This is a genomic window from Mesorhizobium sp. M7A.F.Ca.CA.004.06.1.1 (assembly GCF_003999135.1).
Taxonomy (GTDB): Bacteria; Pseudomonadota; Alphaproteobacteria; order Rhizobiales; family Rhizobiaceae; genus Mesorhizobium.
In genome coordinates, this window is record NZ_RZPQ01000286.1 from 1 (window position 1) to 6,655 (window position 6,655).

Consider the following 6,655-nt stretch of genomic DNA (forward strand, 5'->3'; position numbering starts at 1 on the left):
GACCCGCAATGCGCGAGCCTCAAATGCGCCAACCAACATCCTGACGAGAGCCATGGCTGGCACCTTAGAGCAAAGGCTGGTCGAGGAGAACCACCCTTTGCTTGGCCCATAACGGAATGAGTCTAGGCCTTGGCTGTCAGCGCCCTCTGCAGGAAGACATATTTCATCGCCGTCTGCGCCGCCTGCGGCCGGCGGTCGCCACGCCCGCCATGACCACCCTCGGTCTCCTCGAAGAACAGCGTCCTGGCATGGCCGGCTTCCTGCAGGCGGGCGGCCATCTTACGCGCATGGCCGGGATGGACCCGATCGTCAGCGGTCGATGTGGTCAGCAGCACCGGCGGATAGGCGGCAGCGGCGTCGACATGCTGGTAGGGCGAGTAGGCTGAAAGCCATTTCGCGTCTTCGGGTTTCGACGGATCGCCATATTCGGCCATCCACGAGGCGCCAGGCGGCAATTCGGCGTAACGCAGCATGTCGAGCAGCGGCACCTCGATGATGACGGCGCCGAATAGCTCGGGATGCTGCGTCAAGGAAACGCCGGTCAGCAAGCCGCCATTCGAACCACCCTGGATGCCGAGTGAGCTTGCTGTCGCGATGCCGCGCTTGACGACGTCCTGCGCGACCGCTGCGAAATCGTCGAATCCGTTTTGGCGATTGCCCTTGAGCGCCGCTTGATGCCAGGCCGGGCCGAACTCGCCGCCGCCGCGGATGCAGGCCTGCACATAGGCATTGCCCTTTTCCAGCCATAGCCTCCCGCGCACGCCGGCATAGCCGGGCAGCAGCGGCACTTCGAAACCGCCATAGCCGTAAAGCAGCGTCGGCACCGGCCCCTTCTGATCGCGCCGCCTGACGACAAAATAAGGGATCATCGTGCCGTCCTTGGAGCGCGCCTCGAACTGTTCCGAGATGAGCGGCGAGGCATCGAAACGCGCCGGCTGCGACTTCACGGTAGCGAGCGTCTCGCCATTGTCGTCAGACCAGATGATCGCACTCGGGGTCAGGAAATCGGTGAAGGAAAAGGACACGGTCGAGCCGAACTGCTCGGCATGGCTGATGCCGACATTGCCATTTTCGGGCAGCGCCACCGGTTTCAGCGACCAGTTGCCATCCTTGCGCTCGCAGACGACGACCTTGCCGCGCACATTGTCCATCAGGCTGATGAACAGCCGGTCCTGCGTGCGGGCCATGCCGGCGATGGAAACGCGATATGCCGGCTCGAACAAGGTTTCGACAGATCCGAGCGCGCCGGTCTCGACCCAGTGCGCCAGATCCAGCGAATAGAGGCCGTCGGGCTTGCAAACCGTGCCGTCGGGCGACGTCCATGGACTGCGCACGCCGAACACGAGCTGATCCCTGAATATTGCCGTATCGGTCATGTCGTCCGGTAGCGGCAGCTGTTTGTTTTCGCCGGAAGGCAGCCGAAGGAAGATGTGCGAAGCGAAGAAATTCAGCGTTCGAGCCAGGACCAGATAGCGTCTGTCACCGTCGTACTCGACAGCGGCACCAACGGCGAGATCCTCTTTCTGCGCCTCGAAGATCGGCGTCGCGTCTTCCAGCTTGGTATCGCGCTTCCACAGCTTTATGACTCGCGGATAGCCGGACTCGGTCTTGTCGGCCTCGTCGAAAGCGGCGGAAACAATCACGGTGTCCTTATCCAGCCAGCTGAAGCCCGACTTGGAAGCGGGCGCGCGAAACCCACCGTGGACAAACGACTTGGTCGCAATGTCGAACTCGCGCATCTCGCTCGCGTCACCGCCATCCGGCGACATCGAGACAAGGCAAAGGTTGAAGTCCGGATAGAGCCGGCTGGCGCCGCTGAACACCCATTTGATCCCCTCCTTCGCCGCAAGCTGGTCGAAGTCGACGATTGTTTCCCAGTCGGGTTTCTCGGTCTTGTAGGAAGCGACCGTCGTGCGGCGCCAGAGGCCGAGCACATTGGTCTTGTCCTGCCAGAAATTGTAGACATGGCCTTTCAACGCAGCGCCGACCGCAATGTTGTCCTCGGCCGTCATCAGGTCGAGCGCGGTCTGGAACGACGCCTGGTAGGACGGATCGCCCTGCAATTCACCAACCGTGATCTCGTTCTGGCGATGTACCCAGTCCAATGACTGTATGGCTGTCCTGTCCTCCAGCCAGAGAAAGGGATCGTCGGTCGAGAGGGTGGAATTCGGCGTCTGGGTGGAAGGCTTGGTCATGAGGTCTCCGATAAACGCGTTGCTTTGAAAAAGCCAACGCGGATAGGCCGTATCGATATTCACTATGCTCAGCGCACAATTGAGGCTTTCCGCCCACCAGCGAGGCTAGCAATAGCCAGCGCCAGGCACAGCAGCCCAAGCGTGATCGGCAGCCCGCCGGCACCCAGAATATCCATGGCGCCGCCCGCCAGCGGCGGCACGGCGATACCGCCGACGCCCCACATCAAGGAAAAGGCCGCATTGCCGGCAACCAGTGCGGAGCCGGTGAAGCGTTCGCCGAGCTCGATGATCGACATCGTGTAGATGCCGTAGGAAACCGCACCCCAGACAAAGATCATTGGCCAGATCAGCGGCGACTCGATGAGAAGCGGAAGCAGGACGCAGCCGAGCACCGTGATCGCGACGCAGGCAAGCCGCACCAGGCGCGCGGAAAGCCTTTCCGCCAGCAGGCCTAGCGGCACCTGCATGGCGATATTGCCGGCAATCATCACCGACAGCAGCGCCGACATGCGGGTTTCGGTAATGCCGTGATGGGTGCCATAGACAGGCAGCAGCGCCAGCGCGCCCTGTTCGAAACCGGCGGCGACTATGACGGCAAACAAAAGCAGCCACGCCAGCGGCACGAAACCCAGGACGGAAACTTGATGCCCGGCCTCGTCGACCTTGGGCAAGCGCGGCAGCACCAAGCCCAGGCAGATGCCGCACAGCACGAAGGCGGAGATGCCGACGAGGAAGGGCGGCCAGCCCTCAGTGCCGACTGCAAGCAGGCATAGCGGCCCGGCCGCGAAACCGGCCGAGATGATCGTCGAATAGACACCCATGACGCGCCCTCGCCGCGCCGGCGGCGCCAGCGCGATGACCCAGATCTCGCTCAGCACATAGAGCGGGTTGGTCACCACACCGATCAGGAAGCGCAGGGGAAACCACAGATAGACATTCTGCGTCCAGCCGATCAGCGCCAGCACGACAGCCGAAAGCGCCGCACAGGTAAGCGCTGTGCGCCCTGCCCCGAACCGGCGGGCCAGCGCCGGGATCAATGGCGACGACAGGATGAAACCAATCGGCGTCATGGCCGCCGACAGGCCGATCATCGCTGGCGAAACGCCCTGGCGCTGCAGGATGAAACTCAGCAGCGGATAGGACAACCCTTGCGCGATGGCGAACACCGAGACGGTCGCGATCACACCGGTGATCGCCGCCCACTGCATCGTCTCGTCCTTGTTCGATTCAACCAAATTCATTGTGCGCACCGCTATCGAGGCTGCAGGATTAGCGATTGAGCAACGTGGTGGTAAGCCCCTGGGAGGCGAAAACCGCTTGCTCCAGACAATGCCTGTCAGGAGGTTGGGCCTGTCAGGAAGTTGGGCCTGTCAGGAAGTTGGGCCGGTCAGGAGGTTGGGCTCGTCAGGAAGCTCGGCGCACGGACGACCGATACAGCGCGAACATCACCAGCACCGCGTCGAGGCCGGCGATCACGACCGGCAGCCCGAGCGGGCCGATGCCTTGCATGAGCACGCCGGCACCGGGTGGGCCGACGATGCCACCGACGCCCCACATCAGTGCAAAGGCAGCGTTGCCGGCGACCAGCACAGAGCCCTTGAACCGGCTGCCGAGTTCGACCAATGCCATGGTGTAGACGCCGTAACCGACCGCGCCCATCACCAGCAGCACGACCCAGATCAACGGCGTTGTGATCAGCAAAGGCAGCAAAAGCGCGCAAACGGTTGTTGCCAGCGCGCAGACGATGATCATGGCGCGGCCGCCAAAACGCTCCGCCAGAAGGCCGAGTGGTATCTGCAGCAGGATGTTGCCGAGGGAAAGCGCCATCACCAGCGAGGCCAGAACGGCTTCCGCCAAGCCGTAGCTGGCGCCGAAGACCGGGACCAGCGCATAGGTGCTCTGCTGGACCGCCGCCGAGACAAGCACGGCAAGCAGCAGCGCCGGCGCCACCTTGGCAAAGCCGACAAGGCCGCTGGCAGGCTGGTCGTCATCCTCGAAACCGGTCAGCTTAGACGAGACCGCGTGCAGGATCACCGCGCAGAGCGCGAAACCGGCGACGCCGACCATGAAGGGCGCCCAGCCCGACGTACCGAGCAGGGTCAGCGCGAATGGTCCGGCGGCGTAGCCGGCGCCCATTAGCGTGTTGAACACGCCCATCACCCTGCCGCGCCGCGATGGCGGCGCCAGCGACAGTGCCCACACCTCGCCGAGGATGTAGAGCGGGTTGATGACGACGCCGATGATGAAGCGGATGACGAACCAGGCCACCCAGTCCTGCAGATAGCCGATACCCAGGAAGCAGAGCGCGCCGATCAGCGAGCAGCCGACCGCCAGGTTGCGTGCACCGACAAGCCGCACAGCCGCGGGCACGAAAGAAGCCGAAAGGATCAGCCCGAGCGGCATCATCGCCGCCGACAAGCCGATCAGCGCTGGCGACATGCCTTGTTTCTGCATCAGCAGCGTGAACAGCGGCGAACTCAACCCCTGCGCCGCGCCGAACATCGCAAGTGCCGCGGTGACGCCGGCAAGCGCTGCCCACTGCGTTCCTGCTTCGCCTTCGTTCGAGCCGGTCGCAACCATGCTGCCATCCATGTGAATTGCTGGCCATCCGGCCGGCAAGCCCGAGTAGCTATCGGTTCGATCCAGGCAAAGGAAGGGCCGCCCGGCGAAATCCGCTTGCGCCAACGAGGCGGCGGGATCAGGCCGATGTCGTGGCCGCGCAACTGCCGTTCCGGCATGTCGCTTCCCTCGCCCTAGTGGTCGCCGCCTCCGCAATGGCTGGACAGCCGCCGGTCCATTATGCCGCCCGCTATCGCATCCTACGAGGACCATCATGACCGCCGCCCTACAACCCTTGGAACCGGCATTGGCCACCGACCGCGCCCGTCGCGGTGGCCGCGCCGGAAAGCGCGCCGGCGGCTCGGCCGCGTTCGAGCAGCCGGCTTTCCGCCAGCTGAAAAACCCGCTGACGCCGACCAGGCTGGTCTCCGACGACGAGCTGGAATCGATCCACCTCGCCTCCCTGCGCGTGCTCAGGGAAATCGGCGTCGATGTGCTGCATGACGAAGCCCGCAGCATCATGAAGGCGCATGGCGCCGATGTGCGCGACGGCAGCGAGCGGGTGCGCTTCGACAGCGACATGATCCTCGAACTGGTGTCGCACTGCCCGTCGGAGTTCACCATCCATGCCCGCAATCCGGCGCACAATGTGCGCTTTGGCGGCAACAATGTGATCATCTCGATGATGGCGTCGGCGCCCAATTGCTCCGACATCGATCGCGGCCGCCGGCCCGGCAACCAGCAGGACTACCGCAATTTCTTAAAGCTCGCGCAGATGCACAACATCCTGAACTGCACGGGCGGCTACCCGGTCGAGCCGACCGATATCCATCCGTCCGTCCGCCACCTCGAATGCATCCGCGATCTCAGCGTGCTCACCGACAAGGTGTTCCACATCTATTCGCTCGGCAAGGAACGCAATGTCGACGGCATCGAGATCGCCAGGATCGCGCGCGGCATCAGCCACGAGCAGATGCTGGAAGAGCCGTCCGTCTTCACCATCATCAACACGAATTCGCCGCTCAAGCTCGACGTGCCGATGATGGAAGGCATCATCCAGATGTCGAGCAAGGGCCAGGTCGTCGTCGTGACGCCGTTCACCCTGTCGGGCGCCATGGCGCCTGTCACCATCGCCGGCGCACTGGTGCAGCAGAACGCCGAGGCGCTTGCCGGCCTCGCCTTCGCCCAGATGGTGCGCAAGGGCGCACCCGTCGGCTATGGCGGCTTCACCTCCAATGTCGACATGAAGTCCGGTTCGCCGGCGTTCGGCACGCCGGAATACATGAAGGCGCAGCTCGTCGGCGGCCAGCTTGCCCGCCGCTACAACATTCCCTACCGCACCTCCAACACCTGCGCCGCCAACACGGTCGACGCGCAGGCGGCTTATGAAAGCGTGTTCTCGCTGTGGGGCGCCATCCAGGGCGGCGGCAATCTGATGATGCATGCCGCCGGCTGGCTCGAAGGCGGCCTGCGCTGCTCCTACGAGAAGACCATCCTGGACATCGACCTGCTGCAGATGGTGGCCGAATTCCTGACCCCCCTCGATCTTTCCGACGAGGCACTCGGCTTCGACGCCATCCAGTCGGTCGGTCCCGGCGGCCATTTCTTCGGCACCCAGCACACGCAGGACCGCTACAAGACCGCCTTCTACTCGCCGATCCTGTCCGACTGGCGCAATTACGAGACCTGGGCGGAAGCCGGCTCGCCGACGGCGCTCGAAAAGGCCAACAAGGTCTGGAAGGAGCGGCTGGCGTCCTATGAGGAGCCTTACATGGACCCGGCCATCCGCGAGGAACTCAACGCCTTCGTCGCCAAGCGCCGGTCCGAAGGCGGCGCGCCGACCGATTTTTGATCGGCAGTGCTGTTGATGAACGGTCGACCCCCACTCCGTCGAGCTGTGC

The 6,655-nt window shown here is 63.8% G+C and carries 4 protein-coding genes; 1 reads left to right on the forward strand and 3 read right to left on the reverse strand.

Annotation, left to right across the window (positions count from 1 at the left end):
* Positions 1 to 122 precede the first annotated feature (122 nt).
* The 3 genes from EN906_RS17890 to EN906_RS17900 form a co-directional block, all read right to left on the reverse strand.
* The gene (locus tag EN906_RS17890; RefSeq protein WP_127268232.1) at positions 123 to 2,195 is read right to left on the reverse strand and encodes a prolyl oligopeptidase family protein; all 2,073 of its coding nucleotides are present in this window, start codon (positions 2,193 to 2,195) and stop codon (positions 123 to 125) included.
* A 68-nt stretch (positions 2,196 to 2,263) separates the two neighbouring features.
* On the reverse strand, positions 2,264 to 3,436 hold the full coding sequence (locus EN906_RS17895) for an MFS transporter (RefSeq protein ID WP_127268231.1): 1,173 nt from the start codon (positions 3,434 to 3,436) through the stop codon (positions 2,264 to 2,266).
* 163 nt (positions 3,437 to 3,599) lie between these two features.
* Positions 3,600 to 4,775, reverse strand: a complete 1,176-nt coding sequence (locus tag EN906_RS17900) for an MFS transporter (RefSeq protein WP_127268230.1) — start codon at positions 4,773 to 4,775, stop codon at positions 3,600 to 3,602.
* A 253-nt stretch (positions 4,776 to 5,028) separates the two neighbouring features.
* Here EN906_RS17900 and EN906_RS17905 point away from each other — a divergent pair, with 253 nt between their 5' ends.
* On the forward strand, positions 5,029 to 6,606 hold the full coding sequence (locus EN906_RS17905; protein ID WP_127271459.1) for a trimethylamine methyltransferase family protein: 1,578 nt from the start codon (positions 5,029 to 5,031) through the stop codon (positions 6,604 to 6,606).
* Positions 6,607 to 6,655: the final 49 nt, after the last annotated feature.